This is a genomic window from Lachnospiraceae bacterium GAM79 (assembly GCA_020735665.1).
GTDB lineage: Bacteria > Bacillota > Clostridia > Lachnospirales > Lachnospiraceae > Coprococcus.
The window spans coordinates 1561613-1583844 of sequence record CP085928.1; the positions used below are offsets into that span (position 1 = coordinate 1561613).

Below are 22232 nucleotides of genomic sequence, written 5' to 3' on the forward strand. Positions count from 1 at the left end.
CACCCCTCATGTCATGAGCTCACCGAAACAATCCTTCTTATTCGCAGTTAAATCAATTATACCAATAACTTCCGGATCCCACAATGAAAATCCACTATCCATCCTTACAAATATTACCAGGTATTTTGTTCATATTAATCTGATCTTGTTATATATAACAGACACAAGTCTGACTGCCGAACTACTCATATAATAAGCAATGACATTCATGCAGTTTCGTAATGAGATACACTCTAGCTGTCAGCACTAAGCCCTTGTCTGAACCCGCAGGGTGAGTTAGGGCGACTGCTGACAAACAAGCGAGTGTATCGAATAGAAACGAAATGAGTCATGTGTTTTATATGAGTAGTTCGGCAGTCAGGCCTTATGTCGTCATATAGGAACTTATTCATGATATATATAACAGATAAAACCCATGTGTGGCAACAATCTTCTATGATCGGGAATGACATTCATGTAGTTTCGTAATGAGATACACTCTAGCTGTCAGCATCAAGCCCTTGTCTGAACCCACAGGGTGAGTTAGGGCGACTGCTGACAAATAGGCGAGTGTGTCGAATAGAAACGAAATGAGTCATTCCCGATCATAGAAGGCTGTTACTACACATGGGCTTTATCGTTGCCACACAGTGAGCAGGGCATGGTCTACTCGCTACGCAAAAAGGACAGAACCCAAAGGGTTCTGTCCCACTCTGTCTATACTGAATTATTTGACATATACGTCAACAGTTCTTCTTCCGTAGTTTAAAGCTGCCTGATGGCTTGAGAAGAAAATATCGATTCTGTTACCACGAATTGCACCACCTCTGTCCTCTACGACATATGTGTGACCATCAATGATAAGTTCTGTACCAAACGCAAAATTACTTGGTGCCGCAATTGTTCTTCCTTCTGTAGCATATGTACCGCTGGCTGTAATTCCATCGGACTTACCACAACAGTATGAACATCCGCAGTAAGCTGTTGTTGTGAATGTACCAAGATAAGTTCCCGGCTGATAGCTGTCATCTTCTACATAGATTGCACCAGCTGTAGCTTCTTCCGTAGCTTCTGTAGCTTCGATACCACGCTGCTGCTTCTCATCGCCTACGCTCTCTGTTGTCTTCTTTGCTTTCTTGCTCTTCTTTGCGAGTGCCATCTCTTCTGATGAAGATGCCGGCTCCTCTGTAGTCGTTTCTGTCGTTGTTGCCTCAGCGGTTGTTGCCTCAGTTGTAACTTCTGTTGGTTCCTCAGCAGTTGCTTCTGTTCTGTCTTCAACTGTAAGAAGATCAACTTTATCTTCCTTTGCTGCAAGAGCAACGGCTTCTGTCTCTTTACTTGTCTTCTCAACCTTTGCCAACATATCGGCATCATTGATGGACTTCTGTAAATCTGTGTATTCTATCTTAGAATATTCAACCTTCGTATCTTCGATTGCTGTAGATTCAAGCTGTGAAACAGCTACCAGCTTTGCTTTTGAATGAACTCGTGATTCATCCGAAGCCAGAGTGACAAATGATGCAACTCCGAGGGAAGTGGATACTACAACAATACCTGCTCTCATCAGATATTTCTTAATATTTTCTGAAAACATCTGGCTGGAGCTTGAAAATTTCTTCATAATTTTCTCTCCTTGATTTCTTTTCAGTTTCGAAATTGTTACAAAAAGATTAACTCTTGTTTGTATCGTTATTATAATGCCTGACAATCAAAAGGTCAAGCAAACCAGCCATTTTTATTAATTATGTCGTAGCTACAAAATATTTTACCAAAATAATATGGTATTTTTATATAATTTTAATAATTGTGTATTGTGCATTTTGCATATTTTAACATCTTAACATTTATGCAACAACTTGGCACATTGGACACTTCCACAAAGATAAATTCTTAATTTTTAGCATCAAAACTGCATTTTTTCTTAAAAAAAATAGAAATAATTTTGAATCGCACACGCATCCAGCTGCATATATTTCAAAATCATCTCTATTTGTTTCTAATGTCTGACACACCAAGTCTGTATCTGAATTCGCAGGTGTGTTTTTGGGGGGCTGGCTGGTTCTATATGTAACCAAGGACGTTCATATAGTTTCGTTATGAGATACACCCTAACAGTCAGCACCAAGCCCATGTTTGAGCCTATCAGGGCGAGTTTGGGCGACTGCTGACAAATAAGTTGAGTGTATCGAATAGAAACGAAATGAGTCATTTGTTTACATATAGAACCAATCAGCCCCCAAAAACACACCTGCGGATTCATACATGACTTAAAGCAGCATTCCATCCGTCCATGCATCAAGCAGCTCCACCATCTCATCATAGCTCTCTACCTGATTGATCAGATTCCGGAGTCTGGAAGAATCATACATACCTGCCGAATACCAGGCAACATGCTTCCGCATCTCATGAATCCCTGTAAACTCTCCTTTAAAATCGATCATCAGCCTGGCATGACGGAGCATTGTTTCCTTCACCTGCTGCTTATCCGGTCTTGGCGGAATCTCTCCTGTCTCAAAGTATGTCTTTAATTCATGGAAGATCCATGGATTGCCTCGTGCACCTCTTCCTATCATAAAAGCATCACAGTTCGTCTGTTCTTTCATCCGAATCACATCCTCGGGTGTCAGGATATCCCCATTTCCGATCACAGGGATATTCACTGCCGCTTTCACGTCTGCGATCACTCCCCAGTCCGCATGGCCATGATAATATTGCTCTCTGGTCCTGCCATGTACAGCCACGGCAGCCACACCGCTTTCCTCCGCTATATGTGCAACCTCGGGTGCATTGATATGCTCACTGTCAAAGCCGCTTCGGATCTTAATGGTAACCGGAAGCTTACATGCTTTTGTCATTGCCGACACGATCTTTCCTATTAACAGCGGATTCTTCATCAGCGCAGATCCCTCGCCGTTATTCACAATCTTCGGAACCGGACAACCCATATTCACATCGACAAATGCAAATCCACGATCTTCGATCTTCTTCGCCATCTCTGCAAGCAGCTCCGGGTCTGACCCAAATAACTGCACACCGATCGGATCTTCTTCCGGCGAAACCGCAAGCAGCGGAACTGTGTTCTTATTATCATAGTACAAGCCCTTTGCACTGATCATTTCCGTATATAAAATATCGCAGCCCTGTTCCTTTGCCAACAAACGAAATGGCTGGTCACATACCCCAGCCATTGGCGCCAAAACAAGTTTATTCGTAAAATCCATAAATACTCCTATGCCTGTTTTTGTTTATCCATAATAATTCGTAATCCATATAAGGTCAGATCCGGATCATAAGTATCGATGCAATCGGTATTCTCATAGATCATCTTACCGAGTCCACCGGTCGCAACAACCTTCATATTATCAAAACCGGATTCCTTCCGCATACGTTTTACAATGTATTCGGTCTGTCCGATATACCCAAGGCATACACCTGCCTGCATACTGGAGATCGTATCCTTACAGAGTATCGTATCCGGCACTTTGATCTCGATTTCCGGCAGCTTCGCAGTTCCGCTCCATAATGCATTTGCACCCAGACGGATACCCGGCGATGTTACTCCTGCTATAAATGAACCATCTCCATTTACCAGATCATATGTGGTTGCTGTTCCAAAATCGATCACCAACACAGGCCCGCCATACATATGATACGCGGCTACCGCATCTACAATACGGTCTGCCCCGAGCTGCCTTGGATTTGGAATTGCAATATTAATACCTGTCTTTACTCCCGGCTCTACGATCAGAGGATCAAGTTTGAAATATTTCCTTATTCCGTTTGTCAAGGAATGCATCACATTCGGCACTACAGATGCAATGATAACTTCATCGATCACATCTAACGGAAGATTTCTCATTCTGAGCAACTCTCCCAAAAACACACCAAATTCGTCTGAAGTTCTCGATATTCCTGTCGTCATACGGAATGTCTTCTCTAACTTTTTCCCGTCAAACAATCCCATCGTGATATTCGTATTTCCTACATCAATTGCAAATAGCATCTCTCACCTCTAATAGTCTTCCAGATAAAACACCTTATAAAACAATTCCAGACTGGAAAACAGCTGCTGCTTGTCCTTCTGTAACTGCTTGATCTTCAATTCGCATCCGATCTCATCATATAACAGATCTTCATCAAATGCCTCTGTTACAAGATTCAGGCTTCCTTCCTGGTCAAATTCAAGCCTCAGTATACCACCTACATCCTCTGTAAACAATACACACATGATTTTTAATTCTTTTTTTATTTCTTCCGGAAGTCCTTTAAACTCCTCATTCAGATAAAATTTCTGTTCGTACTTCGAACTAGCACATAATACAACCTTTTCTGGTTTCATTGTTTCTCCTATCCTATCACATCTGCCATATCATACATGCCTGCCGGTTTTCCTGCCAGGAATTTTGCGGCTTCTACCGCACCCTTTGCAAATACTGACTTGGAATATGCAGTATGCTTGAATTCGATCACTTCGTCAATTCCTGCAAAGATGACCTCATGTTCACCAACGATCGTTCCGCCACGAACGGCTGAGATACCAATCTCTTTCTTATCTCTCTTTTTTCTGACCTGACTTCTGTCGTAGACATATTCATATTCTCCGCCTCTTGCTTCATTAATAGAATCCGCAAGTGCTATCGCTGTTCCGGATGGTGCATCTACCTTCTGGTTATGATGCTTCTCAACGATCTCGATATCATAGCCTGCCGGTGCAAATACATTTGCAGCATCCTTTAACAGCTTCATAAGAGTATTGATTCCAAGCGACATATTGGCTGACTTTAAGATCGCAACCTTCTTACTGCTCTCTTTTACCCTTGCAAGCTGTTCATCACTTAAACCGGTTGTACAGAGAACTACCGGGATCTGTTTCTCCACGCTGTAATCAAGAAGTGCGTCCACTGCCGCTGCTGCTGCAAAATCAACGATTACATCTGCTGCCACATCACACTTCTTAATATCTGTAAATACCGGATATCCGTTATCTCTGTTATCTGCTATATCAATACCTGCAACGATCTGTGCATTTGGATCATCTGCTACAAGTCCTGTGATCACCTGTCCCATCTTACCGTTACATCCATGCATTATGATTCGAACCATGTTCTTTTCCTCCATTTATCCTGTGTTTTACTCATTCATCCGCGGCAGCCGCCAGATTCTCATGCGGCATGAACTTTGGCTTACGTAACCGCGTAAACAAAAATCCCGCAGAGCCTGCGGGATTTTATATACTGCAGACAGATTCCTGTATCCCTTCTGTCCATCTTTGTCTATATCATACAGAATGGCTCTTTATCAGATCATCTGTAGTTTCTTTTTTAAAGTAAGCCGTATGCTGTCATTGCAGCCTTTAACTTCTCTACATGTGCCGGCTCCATCTCTGTTAATGGCATTCTCATCGTTCCGCCGCATAAGCCCATAAGCTCAACTGCCTTCTTAACAGGGATCGGATTTACTTCACAGAACAGTGACTCACACAGATCGATCATCTTTAACTGAATATCAAGACTTTCCTTTACATCGCCATCCATGAACTTCTTAACCATATCATGTACATCTCTCGGAGCGATATTTGCTGTTACTGAGATAACACCTTTTCCGCCTAATGACAGAAGCGGTACTACCTGATCATCGTTACCGGAATAAATATCAATACAGCCGTCTGCCAGCTTTGCCAGCTTAACAACCTGTGCGATATTACCGGATGCTTCCTTGATACCTACGATATTCGGCACAGTCTTTGCAAGTGTAACCGCTGTCTCCGGCTGAATGTTACATCCTGTACGGGATGGTACATTATATAAGATGATCGGAACCTTTACAGAATTTGCAATAGCTGTAAAGTGCGCGATCAGACCGTTCTGAGTTGCCTTGTTGTAATATGGTGTTACTAACAACAATCCATCTACGCCATAGCTTTCTGCTTCTGTAGAAAGATAAATGGCTGTTCCTGTACAATTAGAACCTGCGCCTGCGATAACAGGGATTCTGTGATCTACATATTCTACACATGCTTTTATACATGCAAGGTGTTCTTCATGTGATAATGTGGATGCTTCACCTGTTGTTCCACATACTATAATGGCATCTGTACCATTTGCAATATGGAATTCAACGAGTTCTTTCATCTTATCGAAATCAACCTCACCATTCTCCTTAAACGGTGTTACTAAAGCTACACCTGATCCTTCAAAAATTGACATGAAATTTTCCTCCTTAAAATCTAATACATAAAATCGTCGCGGAACTCTCTTTACTGTATCCATACAGCACTAAAGGTCGGCATACGAGCGCCGACCTTTAGAAATAATATACTTCTTTAAAAAGTAGCCCTCCATCTGTGACGATGACAGTCATACAGTTATTCGCTGCACAACCAGGTTACAGCTCTATGGATAACTGCTTCCTTCGGCGGTATCCCCTTTCAACACATATCATCTACCTCCATATATATCCATATATTTACTGATAAATACCGCGCCTCTACTGAATTTTTCTTTTTTCCATTAGATAAAATTACTATATCATTCCTGTCTGTTTCTGTCAATATGTAACGACTTCTTTTCCCTGTCTGTTCATTGCTTTACTGTCCCTTTACCGGTCTACTCCAGGCATTCCATTTTGCTGACAGATACCTCATAAGCAGTCTTGCTGATGATCTGATCATTCCCGATTCGTTTCTGGTATTCCCGGCTCTGGATCCTGCCCCATACAGCGACATGCTCGCCCACCTTCAGTTTTCCCGCAAATCTTGCGTTTCTGCCCCAGCAGATGCAAGGAATATAGTCGCTCTTGCCATATGCCCGGTTGACTGCCAGCAGAATATCTGCGATCTCCCGTCCCAGTGGTGTCATACGGTACACCGGTTCTTTGCATATATAACCGTCCAGATAGATCTGATTCGGCTTATTCTCTGCTTCCTCATCATCTTCATCCAGTACCGATATCTCCCTGACAAATACCGATAAGATCAGACGGTTTCTCGTCTCTTCATGCTTGTTATAAGACCGAAACTGTCCTCTCGCCATCACCTTTTCCCCGATATGGGAATTCTCTACATCAAATAACCGATCAGACACCATAAGTGGTATTACGTCATAGGTATCACTCAGTCTGGCAACGACAAGATCCACCATATAAAATCCTTCTCCGAAGATCTCATGACTGAATGTAAAGTCTGATGCAATCTCCCCCGCTACGATCACCTGGTTATTGTTTAATGTTTTTTCCATGTTTTTTCTCCCTTCTGGTATATCCCTTCGAATGTATACCATAAAATATATTCTTTTATACCGGAAGATATGCTGCTTTTTTTTGTCTTGTTTTGTCTTATATCGGGAGTTAGGGCAAATTAATTGAATAAATAGAATAAAGCCGGACTATATAAGCCCGGCTCCTTTTTAATATCACATATTTCTAATCATCTGCGTTGTCTGTATGCTTCATACGCAAGAAGGGTTGCCGATATTGCAGCATTTAATGATTCCACCTGTCCTGCCATCGGAATACGGAGCAGACGATCAGCCTTTGATGATAACTCATCGGTCAGTCCGTTTCCTTCATTTCCGATCAGAAACGCATTGTTTCTTTTAAGCTTCCCTGCATACAGGTCACATCCATCCAAATGCGCCCCATAGACAACGATCCCATGTTCTTTCAACCGGTCAACCGCCTTCGCCGGATCATCCACATAGACAAACGGCACACGGAAGATCGTTCCCATTGTGGATCGTACCACTTTCGGATTGTATATATCACAGGAATCTCCTCCAATAATAATACCTGTAACATCGGCAGCCTCTGCCGTCCGCACGATCGTACCGAGATTACCCGGATCCTGTATAGATTCCAGAACTAAGAAAGTATTTCCGTTCTCGCGTTTATCCATCACAGAAATCAAATCTTCCATTGTATAATGATATCTCTCAACGACAGCAAGAAGTCCCTGCGGTGTCTTCGTCTGCGACATCGATCGGAATACGCTGTCTGATACGACAACCAGTCGTCTGTCCTGTTCCGTGATTCCTTTTTCCGGAAGCTCGGTTCCATATCTCTGATATGCCGTTTCCGATACAAATACCTGCTTAACACGATCAACCGGAAGTTCCCGGAACATACGGATTCCTTCTACTATAAACACCTGTTCTTCTTTGCGAAATGACGCATTTTTATTTAGCTTGTTTATATTCTTTATCTTGGGATTTGAATTTGCAGTAATGATCTCCATATCTGCATCCTCCTGTCATTTATCTATTCTAAATATCATTCACAGCCACCATATATACACGCCGGAACTCTGCTATTTCTTCTTGTTCGGGCGAACCGTCACACGGCTGACACCATATTCCAGCTTCAACCGGTCAACAATACCGGAAGCGCCATCAACCATAAAACCTCTGCCCATATTCTTATACTGTTTTTCCTGTTTTATGAATATGTATACCGGACAGTTTCCTTTATATTCTTCAAGAATCGACAGGAAATCCTTCTCCAGTTCATCATATTCTTTTCTATCGTCAAAACATACCCAGACCTGAAGATCACCTTCTGTAAATTCCGGTTTTCCTGCATTTTCTCTGCGTGGCTTCATTCTGCCGCTGTTATTATAACGGCTGAAATCATTTCCGGCCACAACCTCATCAAAGGTCAGGATCTCCTCAGCGATCAGCTTCGCATCCTCCTCGGATACCGTTGCACGTCCCTTTACGAAGATCTTATTATCTGCCGTCAGCTTCTCACGATAATCTTCATATTTCTTAGGGAATACGATGATCTCCGTTTGTCCGACCATATCCTCCAGTGTTACAAACGCCATATTCTGATTATTCTTCGTCATTTTTACCGTAACATCTGCTACCATACCGCCAAGAATACAGATACTCTGATCCTGAACTCTTGCACGTCCTTCTTCCTCATCGATCATGAAATCCACCGATGAAAATGCCGTTTTCTCACTCATCAGTTTCTCATAATCAAGAAGCGGGTGGCCGGATATATAGATACCCAGTACGGATTTCTCAAGTGCCAGCTTCTCCTGCTCGTCATATTCCTCTACATCCGGAAATTTCGTCTTTGCAGCTTCTGCAAACTCACCGCCAAAGAATTCTGCAAATGACATCTGTCCTGCAGATAAATTCTTCCGCTCTTTATAGACTTCATCGATCATCATCGGATATGCCATCATCATCTGACGTCTCTTCACGCCAAAGCTGTCAAATGCACCTCCAAGGATCAACGCCTCAACAGTCTTCTTATTTGTCTCCTTCGGTGTCATACGAACCAGGAAGTCCTTCATGTCTTTATATGGCCCATTTGCCTCCCGTTCTTCTACGATCCGGTCTACTACTGCACTTCCGACACTCTTGATTCCTGACATGCCATATCGTATCGCACCCTTGGCTGCTGAGAATCCGCTGTAGCCTTCATTGATATCCGGCGGCAGGATCCGGATTCCCATCTGGCGGCAGGACTGGATATAGCCTGCGACCTTGGAACTGTTATCCTTTACCGATGACATCAGCGCCGCCATGAATTCAACCGGATAATAGCATTTTAAAAATGCCGTCTGATAGGCAACAACCGCGTACGCTGCTGCATGGGATTTGTTAAATGCATATTTTGCAAAATCCGTCATATCATCGAAAATCTTATTTGCAGTTGCCTCCGGGATACCTCGGGCGATACAGCCCGGCACTCCTAATTCTTCATTTCCATATACGAAATACTGTCGTTCCTTCGCCATGACATCCGCTTTTTTCTTAGACATAGCACGGCGTACCAGATCGCTTCGTCCAAGTGTATATCCTGCAAGCTTCATAACGATCTGCATAACCTGTTCCTGATATACGATACAGCCATAGGTCGGTTCCAGGATTTCCTGAAGTTCCGGCACATCATAGGTGATCTTCTCAGGATGTTCCTTACCATTGATATAGTTCGGAATAAAATCCATAGGACCCGGACGATACAGAGAGATTCCTGCTATGACATCTTCCAGACTCTGAGGCTTTAGCTCCTTCATAAAGCTCTTCATACCGGAACTTTCAAGCTGGAAGATACCTTCTGTCTTTCCTGAAGTAATTAACTCAAATACTTTCTTATCGTCATAATCGATATGGTCGATATCAATATCAACTCCGGTCTCCTGCTTTATGAACTTCACCGCATCCTGAATAACGGTCAGAGTACGAAGTCCGAGGAAGTCCATTTTCAGAAGTCCTAACCGTTCGATCGTAGTCATTGTAAACTGTGTGATGATCGAATCATCACCGCCTCTTGCAAGCGGTACATATTCATCGATAGAATCTCTGCCGATTACGACACCAGCCGCATGCATACCGGTATTTCTCGGAAGTCCCTCTAACTTCCTTGCCATATCAATCAACTGCTTGACATCTGCATTTCCCTCATACATCTCCTTCAGCTCCTTGCTGACCTTCAGAGCTGTATCAATATTCATACCGATCTCCATCGGAATTGTCTTCGCTACCGAATCACAGAGTGCATACGGAAGATCCAACGCACGACCGACATCGCGGATAACATTTCGTGCTGCCATCGTCTGGAAGGTTACAATCTGTACTACCTTTTCTTTTCCATATTTACGGACAACATAATCGATAACCTCCTGTCTTCTCTCATAACAGAAATCCACATCGATATCAGGCATAGATACTCGCTCCGGATTCAGAAATCGTTCAAACAGAAGATTGTAACGGATCGGATCAATATTCGTAATCTCCAGACAATAGGCCACGATACTGCCCGCTGCAGATCCACGGCCGGGACCAACCGCAATCCCATGATCCTTGGCATATCTTATAAAGTCTGATACAATCAGGAAATAATCCACATATCCCATTTTCTTGATCGTATTGATCTCATAGGTCAGGCGCTCCATCAACTCCGGTGTTACCGGATTATAACGCTTCCTGATACCCTCCATACAGAGTTTTTCCAGATACTCCTCGGCTGTCAGCCCATCCGGCACATCAAATTCCGGCACCTTCTGCTCACCAAATACGATCTCTACATTACAACGGTCTGCAATCTTCTGTGTATTTGCAAGCGCTTCCTTCGCATAAGGGAAAAGCTTATACATTTCTTCTTTGGATTTCAGGTAATACTGTCCGCCTGTATAGCGCATACGATCTTCATCATGTACCTTACGGTTCGTCTGGATACACAGAAGAACATCGTGTGCCTCCCAGTCCTCCGCAAGGATATAGTGAGAATCATTAGTTACGACCATAGGAATACCCAACTCTTTGGACAACCGCATAACACCCGCATTTACCGTCGCCTGCTCTGCCAGTCCATGATCCTGCATCTCGAGGAAATAATTATTTTCTCCAAATATCTTCAAATGACGGAGCGCTGCCTCTTTGGCTTCCTCATAGTTGTTCTTTCTTAAGTTGACCGCAACCTCGCCTGCCAGACAGGCTGAAAGCGCAATAATACCCTCGTGATATTGTTCCAGCACTTCCATGTCTACTCTCGGCTTATAATAAAATCCCTCGGTAAATCCTCTGGATACAATCTTTGACAGGTTCTTATATCCCTGATTGTTCTCTGCCAGCAGCACCAGATGATAGTATCGTTCCTCTCCTCTGGTATTCTCACGGTCAAATCGTGATCCCGGGCTGACATAGATCTCGCAGCCTATGATCGGCTTGATCCCCTCTGCCCTTGCTGCCTCATAAAAATCAATAACACCATACATAACGCCGTGATCAGTGATCGCAAGCGAATCATACCCCAGTTCCTTCGCGCGTTTCACCAGACTCTTGATCTTCGCCGATCCATCCAACAAACTATATTCCGTATGCACATGTAAATGTGTAAAATCCATATTTATCCCTCCGGCTTTTCAGCCTCTCTTCCGTTTATATACTTTCTCCGGTCTGACGTTACTGCCGATAACGATCTTATTTCTGCTTTTTCTTCGGTCTTTTATTATGCAGCACTTCACGTCGTATATAGTCAAAGGTATAATCTTCTCCTTTTTCTGCCAACATTACAAGCAGACTTTCAAGCAGTGCATCCGTCTCCGGATGAAGCAGATGATTTCTTCTTGCTTTTCCTTTTCTGAAATATTCCAGTGGATAGGAATCATTATACTTCTCTTTATTATAATTCTTACTTGCTGCAATCCGGTCGCAGAACATCTCGACCACATACTTCTCCGGCATTTTACAGCCTGCCAATGCACCGGAGCGATCCATACTGTAATCTACCCAATATTCCAGATGATGCTTGTTTCTTCCCTTGTGGTGCAGCCATGCGCTTGTATATCCTTTTTCTTCACGCTCCGCGTCGTTTGGGCTGCGATCTCCCTGATAATACTTCACACCTACCGAGAACTCCGTCCATGAATATTTGGACAGATCATGCAGCAGTCCCTGTTTATATAAGCCTACCCGAAAGCAATTCTTCATAACCAGCCACTTATGATGGTTGATCGTTTTCAAATGTTTATACCAGTTCATATTCATGAAACTTTTCATCTCCGATTTCATTCTAAATATTGTTCGATTTTTATTGTATTTCATTTTACCCTTTTTGCCAACACCCAAGAAAGCAGTTACCTGAGAATTTTCATAATTCTGCCCCTAAAACCATTTTAAGGCATAAAAAATACCCCGAAGCCCTTGCTTTCTCTTAGGTTTCGGGGTATAAGGTTTAAAGCCGAAAAAGGGACTCGAACCCTCGACCCACGCATTACGAATGCGTTGCTCTACCAACTGAGCTATTTCGGCGTTTGTTAAAAATTCCAGATGCCGTATAACGGAACATTTAAAAGTCCGTTATTCATATACATATCATCTGTTGAGATTCTGATAGACGTCGCATTGTCATATCTCTGCTTGAACACCTTGGAACTCTGTGCCTTGGTATGTGGCTCTGTCTGTACATCAACCGGTACAACCTCGCCATCACCTTCATACACAAAATCAACCTTTGCTGTTGCAGATGATATCCAGAAGAACAGCTTGCCAATATTCTTATTCGCATATAATTCTTCTAGTGCATACTGCTCGGCTATCATACCATCCATCGTATCAACGATATTGGTCTTATCTATATCATTATAATGAATGCCTGCCATAATTCTTAAAAGACCGTGATCCAAATGATAAATCTCAAAGGATTTCTCATCCACCTGCTCTGCAAGTGGTAACACCCCGTGTCTTATACGATATACCTGACGGACAACTCCGATCCGTACAAGATGGTCAACAGACGACTCGTACTCTCTGGCTCTCGCCTTGGGATCTACATATCCGTACATAAACTTTTTATTCTCTTTGGTAAGCTGAACAGGAATACTGTTCCAGATCAACATAACCTTTGTTAAAAGTTTCTTCGGTGTTACTTTTACTATATATTCGGTCATTTTGTCAAGTGTTTTTTGCAAAATACCTTCAACTTCTTCAAAATTTTCATTTTTGTAATATGCATTTACCGCTTCCGGCATTCCCCCGGTCACTAAAAATGCATCCAACATTGTATCTATGCTTTTACGTACCTCTTCCGGCAATCCTTCCAGTCTCTGGTTCTCGATATATTTCCAGAGTTTACGCCCCTTTCCGGCTTTTAAGAATTCATCAAAAGTCATCGGCATCAACTCGTATACAAAGAGATCATCCTGACATTCCGCTTCACCCGGTAACGGTCCATTAACAGTTGCAAGCATACAGATTCGCACATTGTTACTTACCTTCGCATACTCTACCAGATTTGGTACCGCCATCGTACTGAGCTGTACATTGTCAAAAATCAATAACTTGCCCTGAAAGTCGTATTTATCCAGTGAGGTCGTTAATTTCGCATGAAGCTTCTCAGGCTTTCGCTCCTTTGAAATATACTGGCAAAAATCCGGATACTGCTCCAGATTGATAAGAATGTGTTCGTCAAAAAAGCCTGTAGCGAAATCAAGGGCTGCCCATGTCTTTCCTACAAACTTTCCTCCTCTAATGAGTGCTGCTTTATTTTCTCCAATCTCATACCATGTTGCCAGATCGTTCATGATATTTCTAAACATTTGTACTCACCTCTACGACAAACGCATTTGCCATTTCTACATACTGCTTCAACAGACACTTGCCCGAAGAATTACTCTTCGGGCAAGATACTGCTTTAAAACATACTGTTCTAAATTCTATTAAGCATCTTTTCCTATCGAAAGGAATCCATTCTCATTTGCCTTAAGAAGGAATGCAAGACCAATATTCTTTCTGTTTTCACCTGTTGCCTTATAGATCTCGCCGGTCTCAACCAGAGATTTAGCAATCGAATTCAATACATCCTTGAACTGCATCATCTCACGTTTATCCTTCGAACTAAGCTTGAAGATATACTGGTTCTTTGAACTGATCAAAAGAATACTGTATGTATGTATATTATCTATTATCCTTTGAACTTCTGATCGCCGAACCGATCATTCTGGAGTTCGCAATAATAACTTCTGCATTCTCATCCGGCAGATACTCTGATACGATCAGTTTATAGATCTTAAGATAATCCTGCTCTGCTGTCGCATTGACAGGCATCTCAGCTACCGCAAATTCAACAACAGAATCGGCAAGCTTGATAGTACCGCCTTCATCATTGATCGTTGCTGAGCACTCTTTTGGAACGCACAGGCGGAAGAACTTATTCTCCACAATCTTCTGTCCCTTACCCGGTTCACGGATGATCAGATCCACATAATGCATTTCCAGTTTGTTCATCGCTACGATAGCAGTCTCATCACCGGTCTCTGCAAGCTCGATCAGTGCATCATACAGACTCCAAATCTGCTGTGTCGTAAACGGAACCAGTTCAAACAGCTTCTCAATAGCCGGAACGTAACCCATACTTGCATTTTCAATATAGAGCTTGATAGCCTCTTCGTTATCGAGACCTTTTTCAACCTTGTAATTGATAACCTTGAATAAGTTTTCCTTATCCCAGTCATCAAAGTTCGCATTAAAGGCTTTCTCAAAATACTTGATGCTCTTAATCTCGCCCTTATAATTTTCCTGTTTCTCCTGAAGCTGATAGATACGTCCAAGTTCATATCCTGCTCTGGCACTTCCAAGTCCAAGTGCTTCCAGATATGCTTTTTCAATCTCGTACGGCGTTGCTATATAGAAAATCTGCTGCTGTTTCATCATCGCGATCTTAATTGCCGCGGATTCACTTCCTGCCTGAACCGCTCTTTCCCATTTCTCAACGGCCGTCTGAAGATCTTCACCCTTCAGTTCCTCCAGATCCTTAATATAGCCCTCTGCTTCCGGTATACCATTCGCTCTTGCCTTTTTAAAATATTCCAGAGCCTTTCTTCCGTCTCTCTTGGTACGGAGCAGACCATAGTAATAAATACGTCCCAGATAGAATGCAACTCTCTTGTGTCCCAATCTCTCTGCGTTCTCGTACCAATTCAATGCTTTCATGTAATCCTTCATCTGCTGATCGTAGACATTTCCGATCAGAAATGCAAGTTCAGGATCCTTGGTTGCTTCAAATAACTGCTTTGCATAACTGATCGTTTTTTCCAGATCACGATATGGACTGTCTTCATCATAATACAGTTCTACAAGCAGATAACTTGCCTTGATACTGCCAAACTTCAAAGCCTGCTTTGCAGCCTTCATTGCGCCTTCATAATCTTCCAGATAATAGCAGTAGATTGCTTCATTGTAATACTGCATATCTCTCCGGTTTGCACTTTCTTCACTGACCAGTGTCGGATCAATAAATGCAAATGAGTTTGCTACCTCGAAGATAATCTCCTCGTACTGTTCAATGATCTCCATCGTTGCACATACGAAACGCATACATGCCAGTCGTCTTCCCTGATAGAACGCAAATGAAACAATACCCTTTTCCATATCCTTATGGTAGTATGTCGTGCAGATACCATCTGCATACTCTGTAATATATGCTTTCAACTGTAAATCTTCGTCAAATGCATCATTACAATATCTCAGATAGTTTTCCAACGTCTTCTTAGAATCCTTTGGTATACTGTCGTAATAAACATAGATTGCAAAATCTTTATATGTAAGGCTTGGTGCGTAATATTCTTCGCCTGTTGACTCATTGATGGTCTTCACCCAGTCTTTCGGAAGCTTGTGAATATAACCTTCCACCTGATTATGTACATAGGAATACTGATACTGAAGTCTGGAGGCCTCAATCACCTTGTATCTCGGTTCTTTTCCCTTTTCTTTTCTTCTCTGGGAAATCTCTGTATACAGCTTATCTTTTTCTTCAAATTCCAGGCTGTCCTCATGTGTGCTCGCATATAGTACACGTTCATATGAAGCCTTTGCCTTTGCATCGCCTGCATCTGCAAGCTTCTTATACCACTGCATTGCCTTTTCCAGATCAGCAGGAACTACAAAATCACTCTTATTTCCATATTCATCGATTCGGTTCAATCCGCTCTCATAAATAGAACCAAGGCTCATATATGCTGCCTTGATGCCATAATCGGTTGCGGCTATTTCAAAATACTTGATTGCTTTTGAGAAATTCTGAATCTCCAGCATCATCTTGGCAAGTTTGTAAATAACATCTCCGTCACGGTTCTGATTTACATACTTCTCGTAGTATTTTGTAGATTTATTCATATCTACATTTGTCTTTGCATTACGATAAACACCCTTTTCATAAAATTCTGCCAGTGCAAGCAGGGCGTCATCCCCATATGATTTATACTGGGTATCCATTATACCAATGTCTGAAACCTGCTCCAGTATTTTAACCGATTCTTCCGAATCTCCGTTATCCATAAGGTTCATCGCCTTATTATACTGTAACTCTACGTTATTGACCGGTGCTTTCTTTTTAGAAAATCTGGATACGAAAGGTATTTTCTTAAAAATCCCATCAAAAAATCCCATATCTACTTCCTCCGATGACACATGTCCATTAATAAATTGATTTTATCACATTCAAACAAAGCGTGCAATAAAAACACCAATTAATTGCCGGAAGAATTTATGCATTTGCTGTCAGGTAATCCGCGATCTCATTTACTGCAGCTTCCGCATCTTTGCCATCTGCGATAATTGTGATCTCCTGCCCTTCTGTAAATCCCATGCTCATCATTCCCATAATGCTCTTTGCATTGATCTTCTTGTCATCCGATACCAGATGGATCTGACTCTCATACTGGCTTGCAATCTGTACAAGAACTGCTACCGGTCTTTCTTCGGTTCCTTCGGTCATAGCTACCTTAACTGTTTTTCTAACATTTTTTCCTCCTACACATACGACTTTTGTCTTAGGTCATCTGCTATTTCACTTATTTTTCTTAATCTATGATTGACTCCCGATTTTCCAATGGGGGGATTCATCATCTCACCTAATTCTTTCAGGGATGCATCCGGTTCTTCCAGACGAAGTTCCGCCAGTTCTCTCAGATTATCCGGGAGATATGTGATACCTCTTGTCTCTATCACATAATTTATATCCTGAATCTGACGGACCGCAGCACTGACTGTTTTGTTCAGATTCGCGGCTTCACAGTTTACCCTGCGATTAACATTATTACTGATATCCTTCAATATTCTCACATTCTCCATATTCATCAGAGAAATGTGAGCGCCCATGATATTTAACACATCAACGATCATGGTTCCATCTTTTATATAACAGACACTGTATTTTTTTCTGGCAATAATACGACTCTCGATATCAAGCTCCGCCATAATCTTCTCAATCATTCCCGCCCGGTCTTCATTATCACAGACAATCTCCAGATGATATCCTTTTTTAGGATCACTGACGGACCCCGATGTCATAAATACACCTTTGATAAATGCCCGCTTACAGCACTGTTGCTGTACTACCATTCGATTCACTGTCATATCCTGACAGCTTACTTTTGTCACACCCTTCTGTGAAATCCTAAAATCCGGGGAAAGCTTCAAAGTCTGCAGCATCCGTTCGATCTCGTCCGGCCGATCCAGTACCATTCGATAGATTCGGCTGTTACTACCTGTTCTTTTCACCGAACATTCCATACGGATGTCAAACAACACCTTTATCAGTGATGCCATTGTCTTTGCTATAATACTTCGTTCTGTTGTTATACATAATTTAAAGAGTGAACCATTTCTGTACCACACATCTGCCACCATGGACATCATTCCTGAAAGTTCCGCTATTCTGCAATGTCTTGCGTTGCTGATATTCTTGGCAAGCTCTGCTTTTACTTCCGAGGAAAAGGACATATGCCTCACTCCTTTTCTATAATTTCTTTACAACTGCATCTTTTCCGATATCACGGTGATATATTCTCACAGTGTATGTGGATTTCTGCAGGCGATTATATACTTCATTCGCAATCGTTACGGAACGATGTTTGCCACCGGTGCATCCGATCGAGATAACAAGCTGATTTTTTCCCTCTTTAATATAATTGGGAATCAGAAATTGCACCAGATCAATGAATTTGTCCAGAAATTCCGGTCCTTCCTCACAGTTCATGACATAATCCTGAATCACTTTATCATTTCCGGTAAGCGGACGTAGCTCTTCATCATAATAAGGATTCGGCAGGAATCTCACATCCTGCACAATATCGGAGTCTCTCGGGATTCCGTATTTGAATCCAAATGACATGATGGTAATGATAAAATTCCCATATTCCATATTCTGGACAAATATTTTATCCAGTTCAGATTTAAATTCCCTTACCAGAAGATTCGTTGTATCTATAATATAATCCGCTTCATCCTTGATAAAGCTGATCAATTCTCTTTCTTTTTTTATACCATCTATAATTCTTCCATTCTTAGCAGATAACGGATGATTTCTTCTTGTTTCTTTAAATCGTTTTACCAGTTTCTCATCTGAGCACTCCATAAAGAGGATCTCATACTGATACCCATTTTCTTTCATATCATTCAGACAGGCATTCAACTGGCTTAACGCTCTTCCGCTTCGAATGTCCACACTGATCGCCACATTATCTACCTGAATCTGTTCATCGTATGCAATTTCCGCAAAACGTTTGATAAGCTGGATTGGAAGATTATCTACGCAGAAATATCCTGCATCTTCCAGCGTTTTCATCGCTGTTGTTTTTCCTGCACCGCTCATTCCTGTTACAATTACAAATCTCATCCTAGAATGCCCCCAGTGTCTTTATCTCAAGCTCCAGATCCACACCGGAGCTGTCTTTTACCATTTTCTTTACATCGTTTACCAACTGCATGACATCAGCCGCTGTTGCGCCGCCTTTGTTCACCACAAAACCACAATGTTTCTCTGATACCTGGGCTCCTCCTACAGTATAACCGCGAAGTCCTGCATCCATGATCAGTTTCCCTGCAAAATATCCCTCCGGTCTCTTAAAGGTCGAACCTGCCGACGGATATTCAAGTGGCTGCTTTGAAATTCTGGATTCTGCCAGTCGCTTCATCTCTGCATCTATCTGAGCTGCATCTCCTGTCTGAAGCTCAAATTCAGCTTCCAATACGACCAGACCATCCTTCTCAGCCTTACTGTGGCGATAACCAAATTCCATATCCGAACCTGAAATATCATAAATCTGTCCGTTTTGATCCAGCACTTTTACGGATGAAATAATATGCTTCATCTCTCCTCCATATGCTCCGGCATTCATATAAACAGCACCTCCAACACTTCCCGGTATTCCTGATGCGAATTCCATTCCGGTCAGTTCATGCTGTTTTGCCGTTACTGCTGCTTTGATCAGGGATGCACCGGCCTGTGCAGTGATCCTTGTTCCATCTACCATGATTTTAGACATTCCATCTGCTATATGAATGATCATTCCACGATAGCCGTTATCTGATACCAGTAAGTTACTTCCATTTCCCATAATAAAAAATGGAACGTTTTCTTCTTTACACAGATCTACAAGCTCTGCGATCTGTTCCGGTTTTTCCGGTTCTGCCATAAAATCTGCTTCCCCGCCTATCCGAAAAGTTGTATATCGGTTCAAAGGCTCTTTTGTTTTTATTCTGTTTTCTCCTGTGATCGCTGCTGCTCTCTCATAAAACGATGCCATACAACTACAAACTCCTGACCTGTTTTCTATTCCGAACTCTCAAGAATCTTTCAAACCTGATAGACAAAACAAAGCCCTTAATATAAGATTTTGCATGCTGTTCCGGTTGATTTCTCAAAATCTCGAACGCTACCACACAATATCATACATTAAAGGCTTTTAGAATTCAATATTAAAAATGTATAGAAATTTCAGGGTGTTTCAATCCAATTTATGTAATTTACACATAGTTTACTTAATACATTTTACTGGTTCAGTATACTGCATGCGCCACCATACATACCTGCATCATTACCAAGTGTAGCAAGTGCGAACTTGGTCTGTCTGCATGCATGGAAAGCATACTGTGCAAAATATTTAGCGGTTGTATTGATAAGTATATCTCCTGCTCTGGATACACCGCCACCGATCACGAAGATCTCAGGATCTACTACACAGGCAATCTGTGCAAGTGCTTTTCCAAGAACCTTTCCATGGTTCTCTACCAGTGTTGCCGCAACTTCATCACCTTCTTTTGCTGCGTCAAATATCTCTTTCGCTGAGATATACTGAATCTGACGAAGCTTGGATGGCTTGTCTGTTGTATTTAAAATGATCTTTGCCATACGAACGATACCGGTTGCTGATGTGTACTGCTCAAGACAGCCCTTGTTGCCGCATCCGCAGACTTCTGTCTCGTCATCATTTACACAGATATGTCCAATCTCCCCGCCTGCACCGTTGGTTCCTGCGAGCATCTTTCCATTTAAAATAATACCACCGCCGACACCGGTTCCGAGTGTTACCATGACGATATCCTTGTGGCCTTTTCCGCCACCCTGCCACATCTCGCCGAGGGCTGCCATGTTCGCATCATTTCCGGCTTTCACAGGAAGGTCTAATAATTTACTGAGTTCTTCTTCTACATTGAAGATTCCCCATCCAAGATTTACACATTTGATAACAGTTCCATCTGCCTTTACAGGACCCGGAACACCCATTCCAACACCTGCCACATCAGACTTCTCGATCTTCTTCTCTGCCAGTTTATCTTCAACAGATGCTGCGATATCGTTTAAAATATACTTTCCACCTTCATCTGTTCTTGTTGTGATCTCCCATTTCTCAACCATCTCGCCCTGTATTGTAAACAGACCGATCTTTACAGTTGTTCCTCCGATGTCTACTCCAAATACATAGTTTGCCATTTTCTACTGCTCCTCCTTATTTGCATTGCCCTTCATGATATTCTGCGTCACTCTGTTATATAATTCCTGTGCTGCATTATATCCCATCTTCTTCTGTCTGTGGTTAACCGCGGCAGATTCAACAATAATCGCGATATTTCTACCCGGACGGATCGGGATGTTATGACTTACGACTTTATTTCCAAGGAATTCCGTATACTGGTCTTCCAGACCCAAACGGTCATACTCCGTATCCTTGCTCCACTCTTCCAGATTGATAACCAGATCGATATTCTGATCCAGCTTTACACATTCTACACCAAACAGGGATTTTACGTCAATGATTCCGATACCACGAAGCTCGATAAAGTGTCTGGTGATATCCGGTGCACGTCCAACCAGAGTAGCATCACTGACCTTCTTGATCTCTACCACATCATCCGCAACCAGACGGTGCCCTCTCTTGATCAGTTCCAGAGCAGCCTCTGATTTACCGATGCCACTCTCGCCCATGATCAGAACACCTTCGCCGTATACATCGACCAGTACGGCATGTACGGATATTCTTGGTGCCAATTCTACATGGAGCCAACGGTCTACCTCATGTACAAATGCAGATGTAACTGCACTGGATGTAAGGACAGGCACTCCATGCTTCTTTCCTGCTTCTATAATAAATTCATACGGTTCGAGATCCCGGCAGAATATCAGACATGGCGGTTTATACGAAAAAAATTCATTTATGATCTTGATATTTTCTTCCTCTGTATGTATTGCTGCGATATAGGCATGTTCTACATTTCCGCATATCTGGATACGTCCTGCATCGAAATGTTCAAAGAATCCTCCAAACTGTACCGCCGGGCGGTTCATACCCGGATCCTGGATCAGCACCTTATCGGTATCGATCTCCGGTGTATAATTCTTCAGATTCATTTTCTCTATGAGTTTGGATACTGTTATACTGTAAACCATCTTCTCCTCCTGTTTTCCCTAGTTTCAGTTCTTGTTTCATTATATTCTACAACCTATTTATCGTCAATTCATCAATT

General features: G+C 42.3%; 19 protein-coding genes and 1 tRNA gene. All 20 read right to left on the minus strand.

What is annotated here, in order from left to right:
- Positions 1-706: 706 nt before the first annotated feature.
- Positions 707-1600, minus strand: coding sequence for a 3D domain-containing protein (locus LK416_06995; protein UEA73463.1), 894 nt, complete (start codon positions 1598-1600; stop codon positions 707-709).
- 646 nt (positions 1601-2246) lie between these two features.
- Positions 2247-3200: a tRNA dihydrouridine synthase DusB gene (gene dusB / locus LK416_07000; GenBank protein UEA73464.1), complete on the minus strand. Its 954-nt coding sequence runs from the start codon at positions 3198-3200 to the stop codon at positions 2247-2249.
- Between the two features lie 8 nt (positions 3201-3208).
- Positions 3209-3982 carry a type III pantothenate kinase gene (locus tag LK416_07005; protein UEA73465.1) on the minus strand — a complete coding sequence of 258 codons (774 nt, stop codon included), beginning with the start codon at positions 3980-3982 and terminating at the stop codon, positions 3209-3211.
- A 9-nt stretch (positions 3983-3991) separates the two neighbouring features.
- Positions 3992-4318, minus strand: a complete 327-nt coding sequence (locus LK416_07010) for a DUF6145 family protein (GenBank protein ID UEA73466.1) — start codon at positions 4316-4318, stop codon at positions 3992-3994.
- A gap of 8 nt (positions 4319-4326) precedes the next feature.
- On the minus strand, positions 4327-5082 hold the full coding sequence (gene dapB, locus LK416_07015; protein ID UEA73467.1) for a 4-hydroxy-tetrahydrodipicolinate reductase: 756 nt from the start codon (positions 5080-5082) through the stop codon (positions 4327-4329).
- 218 nt (positions 5083-5300) lie between these two features.
- Positions 5301-6185 carry a 4-hydroxy-tetrahydrodipicolinate synthase gene (dapA, locus tag LK416_07020; GenBank protein UEA73468.1) on the minus strand — a complete coding sequence of 295 codons (885 nt, stop codon included), beginning with the start codon at positions 6183-6185 and terminating at the stop codon, positions 5301-5303.
- Positions 6186-6584: 399 nt separating this feature from the next.
- A complete protein-coding gene (locus tag LK416_07025) occupies positions 6585-7214 on the minus strand; it encodes a single-stranded DNA-binding protein (GenBank protein UEA73469.1) in 630 nt (209 codons plus the stop codon).
- Positions 7215-7402: 188 nt separating this feature from the next.
- Positions 7403-8203: an RNA methyltransferase gene (locus LK416_07030; GenBank protein UEA75880.1), complete on the minus strand. Its 801-nt coding sequence runs from the start codon at positions 8201-8203 to the stop codon at positions 7403-7405.
- A gap of 78 nt (positions 8204-8281) precedes the next feature.
- The gene (locus LK416_07035) at positions 8282-11833 is read right to left on the minus strand and encodes a DNA polymerase III subunit alpha (protein ID UEA73470.1); all 3552 of its coding nucleotides are present in this window, start codon (positions 11831-11833) and stop codon (positions 8282-8284) included.
- A gap of 76 nt (positions 11834-11909) precedes the next feature.
- Positions 11910-12470: a DUF5662 family protein gene (locus LK416_07040; protein ID UEA75881.1), complete on the minus strand. Its 561-nt coding sequence runs from the start codon at positions 12468-12470 to the stop codon at positions 11910-11912.
- Between the two features lie 197 nt (positions 12471-12667).
- Positions 12668-12740 (minus strand) — tRNA-Thr (locus LK416_07045).
- A 5-nt stretch (positions 12741-12745) separates the two neighbouring features.
- On the minus strand, positions 12746-14026 hold the full coding sequence (locus LK416_07050; protein ID UEA73471.1) for an ATP-binding protein: 1281 nt from the start codon (positions 14024-14026) through the stop codon (positions 12746-12748).
- Positions 14027-14146: 120 nt separating this feature from the next.
- On the minus strand, positions 14147-14362 hold the full coding sequence (locus LK416_07055; protein ID UEA73472.1) for a hypothetical protein: 216 nt from the start codon (positions 14360-14362) through the stop codon (positions 14147-14149).
- A 22-nt stretch (positions 14363-14384) separates the two neighbouring features.
- Positions 14385-16874 carry a sel1 repeat family protein gene (locus LK416_07060; GenBank protein UEA73473.1) on the minus strand — a complete coding sequence of 830 codons (2490 nt, stop codon included), beginning with the start codon at positions 16872-16874 and terminating at the stop codon, positions 14385-14387.
- 97 nt (positions 16875-16971) lie between these two features.
- Complete coding sequence (locus tag LK416_07065) at positions 16972-17202, minus strand: HPr family phosphocarrier protein (protein ID UEA73474.1); 231 nt, start codon at positions 17200-17202, stop codon at positions 16972-16974.
- A 35-nt stretch (positions 17203-17237) separates the two neighbouring features.
- On the minus strand, positions 17238-18209 hold the full coding sequence (gene whiA / locus LK416_07070; protein ID UEA73475.1) for a DNA-binding protein WhiA: 972 nt from the start codon (positions 18207-18209) through the stop codon (positions 17238-17240).
- Between the two features lie 16 nt (positions 18210-18225).
- Positions 18226-19104, minus strand: a complete 879-nt coding sequence (rapZ, locus tag LK416_07075) for an RNase adapter RapZ (protein UEA73476.1) — start codon at positions 19102-19104, stop codon at positions 18226-18228.
- Position 19105: 1 nt separating this feature from the next.
- Positions 19106-20014 carry a UDP-N-acetylmuramate dehydrogenase gene (murB, locus tag LK416_07080; protein ID UEA73477.1) on the minus strand — a complete coding sequence of 303 codons (909 nt, stop codon included), beginning with the start codon at positions 20012-20014 and terminating at the stop codon, positions 19106-19108.
- Positions 20015-20259: 245 nt separating this feature from the next.
- On the minus strand, positions 20260-21201 hold the full coding sequence (locus LK416_07085) for an ROK family glucokinase (protein ID UEA73478.1): 942 nt from the start codon (positions 21199-21201) through the stop codon (positions 20260-20262).
- Positions 21202-21204: 3 nt separating this feature from the next.
- Positions 21205-22155: an HPr(Ser) kinase/phosphatase gene (gene hprK, locus LK416_07090; protein ID UEA73479.1), complete on the minus strand. Its 951-nt coding sequence runs from the start codon at positions 22153-22155 to the stop codon at positions 21205-21207.
- Between the last annotated feature and the right edge of the window lie 77 nt (positions 22156-22232).

Bases quoted from the DNA above. Each gene is read 5' to 3' on its own strand.
- LK416_06995 (UEA73463.1), bottom strand. From the start codon at position 1,600: ATGAAGAAATTTTCAAGCTCCAGCCAGATGTTTTCAGAAAATATTAAG.
- dusB (UEA73464.1), bottom strand. From the start codon at position 3,200: ATGGATTTTACGAATAAACTTGTTTTGGCGCCAATGGCTGGGGTATGT.
- LK416_07005 (UEA73465.1), bottom strand. From the start codon at position 3,982: ATGCTATTTGCAATTGATGTAGGAAATACGAATATCACGATGGGATTG.
- LK416_07010 (UEA73466.1), bottom strand. From the start codon at position 4,318: ATGAAACCAGAAAAGGTTGTATTATGTGCTAGTTCGAAGTACGAACAG.
- dapB (UEA73467.1), bottom strand. From the start codon at position 5,082: ATGGTTCGAATCATAATGCATGGATGTAACGGTAAGATGGGACAGGTG.
- dapA (UEA73468.1), bottom strand. From the start codon at position 6,185: ATGTCAATTTTTGAAGGATCAGGTGTAGCTTTAGTAACACCGTTTAAG.
- LK416_07025 (UEA73469.1), bottom strand. From the start codon at position 7,214: ATGGAAAAAACATTAAACAATAACCAGGTGATCGTAGCGGGGGAGATT.
- LK416_07035 (UEA73470.1), bottom strand. From the start codon at position 11,833: ATGGATTTTACACATTTACATGTGCATACGGAATATAGTTTGTTGGAT.
- LK416_07040 (UEA75881.1), bottom strand. From the start codon at position 12,470: ATGAACTGGTATAAACATTTGAAAACGATCAACCATCATAAGTGGCTG.
- LK416_07050 (UEA73471.1), bottom strand. From the start codon at position 14,026: ATGTTTAGAAATATCATGAACGATCTGGCAACATGGTATGAGATTGGA.
- LK416_07060 (UEA73473.1), bottom strand. From the start codon at position 16,874: ATGGGATTTTTTGATGGGATTTTTAAGAAAATACCTTTCGTATCCAGA.
- LK416_07065 (UEA73474.1), bottom strand. From the start codon at position 17,202: ATGACCGAAGGAACCGAAGAAAGACCGGTAGCAGTTCTTGTACAGATT.
- whiA (UEA73475.1), bottom strand. From the start codon at position 18,209: ATGTCCTTTTCCTCGGAAGTAAAAGCAGAGCTTGCCAAGAATATCAGC.
- rapZ (UEA73476.1), bottom strand. From the start codon at position 19,104: ATGAGATTTGTAATTGTAACAGGAATGAGCGGTGCAGGAAAAACAACA.
- murB (UEA73477.1), bottom strand. From the start codon at position 20,014: ATGGCATCGTTTTATGAGAGAGCAGCAGCGATCACAGGAGAAAACAGA.
- LK416_07085 (UEA73478.1), bottom strand. From the start codon at position 21,201: ATGGCAAACTATGTATTTGGAGTAGACATCGGAGGAACAACTGTAAAG.
- hprK (UEA73479.1), bottom strand. From the start codon at position 22,155: ATGGTTTACAGTATAACAGTATCCAAACTCATAGAGAAAATGAATCTG.